Origin of the sequence: Microbacterium sp. GXS0129 (genome assembly GCF_044769785.1) — a bacterium.
GTDB lineage: Bacteria > Actinomycetota > Actinomycetes > Actinomycetales > Microbacteriaceae > Microbacterium > Microbacterium nymphoidis.
Window position 1 is genome coordinate 1 of sequence record NZ_JBIZVZ010000014.1, and the last position, 2,339, is coordinate 2,339.

The following is a 2,339-nucleotide window of genomic DNA, read 5'->3' on the forward strand; positions in this document are numbered from 1 at the left end:
CTAGGTGTGATGTCCAGGGACGTTGTTGAGTCGGTCGAAGGGTACGCCGCCAATCGCAGAGTGGTGTCGGTGGTGGTTGTAGAAGTGGAGCCAGCCGGGCAGCGCCAGGCGTCGTTCGGCCTCTGAACCGTAAAACCTGGCATAGGCCCAGCCGTCCCCGAGCGTGCGGTGGAATCGCTCGATCTTCCCGTTCGTCTGCGGCCGGTAGGGGCGTGTCCGCTTGTGTCGGATGCCGAGCCGAGCGCAGAAGTCCCTCCATGCGTGGGATCTGTAGGCCGACCCGTTGTCGGATAGGACTCGCTCGACGGTCACGCCTCGTTCGGCGAACCAGGCCACGGCGCGTTCGAGAACTCCCACCGCTGTGCTCGCCTGCTCATCCGACCAGATTTCTACGTATGCGACGCGGGAGTGGTCGTCGATGACTGTGTGAACGAACGCCGTTCCGGTGCGCGGCTTGTGATCTTTTCCTCGTGGTAATCCCGGAGTCGCGAGCTTGTTCCGTGCGCCTTGCTTCCGACCTACGTAACGATGTCCACCGCCGTCGGGGATGTTGCCGAACTTCGTAACATCGACATGAATCAACGATCCCGGATGAGGATGCTCATATCGCCGCAATGACTCGCCAGTGACACGATCGATATGCGAGAGGCGGTTCACGCGGCAACGGACGAGGACCGCGTGAACAGTCGACGTCGAGAGACCAAGTCGCGCAGCGATCTGGGCTGGCCCCAGTCGAAGCCGCCAGCGCAGGTTGATGATCTTCTTCTTGACATGCTCGGGCGTCCTGCCTGGGATCCGGTGCGGCTTGCTGGAGCGATCCTGCATCCCAAACTCACCCTCTTCCCGGTAGCGGCCTGCCCATTTCCGGGCAGTGATCGGGGAGACCATGAACATCTTTGCGGCGATCGTGGCCGGATAGCCGTCTTCGACAATCAGCCGGGCTAACCGGAGACGGGCACGAGGAGTGAGAAGAGCGTTCGGATGGGTCATCAATTGGCCTCCGCCGCGGTCTTCGTAAGCGCGCGTCCGGTGAGAAGCATGATGACGAGAGCGATCGCTGTCAGCACCGAAGCGACCCAAACCGGCGCGAGCAGCCCCAGCCCGGTCGCGAGCCCGAACGCACCAAGCACGGGCCCCGCTGCAGCTCCGATATTCAATGCTGCGGTTGCGTACGAACCGCCCATCGTTGGCGCACCCGATGCTGCATACAGCACACGCGTGATCAGAGTACTGCCGACGCCGAACGACAGGAAGCCCTGAACGAGGACGAGGACGATAAGCGCAACGGGATGAGATGCGACCACTGCCAACACGATCCAGCCCGTCAGCAACAGCGGTCCGCCGACTGCGAGCACGAGGCCAGGTCGTTGATCTGATAGTCGTCCTGCGATCGTAACGCCAAGGAACGATCCGATGCCGAACATCACCAGCGCGACGGACACCCACGCTTCGGCCAAGCCCGCGGTCTCGGTCACGACGGGTGCCAGGAAGGTGAATGCCGCAAAGGTCCCTCCGTTGATCAGCGCTCCGAGTGCCATGGCCAGGATGAGCCGCGGCGTCGCCAACTGGCTGAGCTCGGCACGGAGCCTTGGTGAGGTCGCGCTAGTCGCGCTCCGACCAACATTGTTCGTGACGCCCCGAATGACTCCAACGGCCGCGGGAATACAGAGGATGGCGATCGCCCAGAACGTCGTTCGCCAGCCCAGCGCTGTGCCGAGCAGTGCCCCGGCGGGGACGCCCACGACGGTTGCGATCGTCGTGCCGGAGAGCAGGATCGACAGTGCACGCCCCTTCTGGTTCGCTGGCACGAGGGTAGTGGCCGTGCTCAGTGCTACGGCGAGGAATCCTGCGTTTGCGAGAGCGCTGAGCACCCGGGTGATGAGCAGGAGAGAGAACACTGGTGTCATCGCTCCGATGACGTGGCTTCCCGCGAACACGAGAAGGCAAACGATCAATGTGAGCCGCGGTGGCCAACGGCGAGCGAATGCCGCCATCACTGGCGCGCCGACGACCATACCGACTGCGAATGCGGAGGTCAGCAGGCCCGCAGTGCCGACCGAGACGTCAAGTTCGGTCGCGATCGCGGGGAGCAATCCCGCGAGCATGAATTCTGAAGTGCCCATGACGAAGACCGCCAGGGCAAGCATGTAGAGGGCAAAAGGCATCGAGTACTCCGAGGTGTGAGATCAAGAAATGGTTCTTCTTGTCACCACGGCCAGCGCCCCGGGTACGCCAGACATACGCCCACACAGATCGTGGGCGTCGTAACTAGTGGTTCAAGGGGCTGGCGGTGTGACCGACAACCCCTGACCTGTCTGATTCGGGACTCGACATGCCCC

Annotated in this window: 3 protein-coding genes; all 3 read right to left on the bottom strand. The window is 62.9% G+C overall.

What is annotated here, in order from left to right; all coding sequences use genetic code 11:
- From ACIQJ5_RS17460 to ACIQJ5_RS17470, 3 genes are read right to left on the bottom strand one after another with little or no spacing between them, the layout of a single operon-like run.
- Positions 1-990 (bottom strand): IS481-like element IS5564 family transposase, encoded by a 990-nt coding sequence (locus tag ACIQJ5_RS17460; protein WP_402845647.1) that lies wholly within the window; start codon positions 988-990, stop codon positions 1-3.
- On the bottom strand, positions 990-2,165 hold the full coding sequence (gene cmx / locus ACIQJ5_RS17465) for a chloramphenicol efflux MFS transporter Cmx (RefSeq protein ID WP_402845649.1): 1,176 nt from the start codon (positions 2,163-2,165) through the stop codon (positions 990-992). The genes ACIQJ5_RS17460 and cmx overlap by 1 nt, the downstream gene beginning before the upstream one ends.
- A 21-nt stretch (positions 2,166-2,186) precedes the next feature.
- Positions 2,187-2,240: a chloramphenicol resistance leader peptide gene (locus ACIQJ5_RS17470; protein ID WP_011113070.1), complete on the bottom strand. Its 54-nt coding sequence runs from the start codon at positions 2,238-2,240 to the stop codon at positions 2,187-2,189.
- Positions 2,241-2,339 lie beyond the last annotated feature (99 nt).

Excerpts from the sequence above, each read along its gene's own strand:
- ACIQJ5_RS17460 (WP_402845647.1), bottom strand. The coding sequence starts at position 990 with ATGACCCATCCGAACGCTCTTCTCACTCCTCGTGCCCGTCTCCGGTTA.
- cmx (WP_402845649.1), bottom strand. The coding sequence starts at position 2,165 with ATGCCTTTTGCCCTCTACATGCTTGCCCTGGCGGTCTTCGTCATGGGC.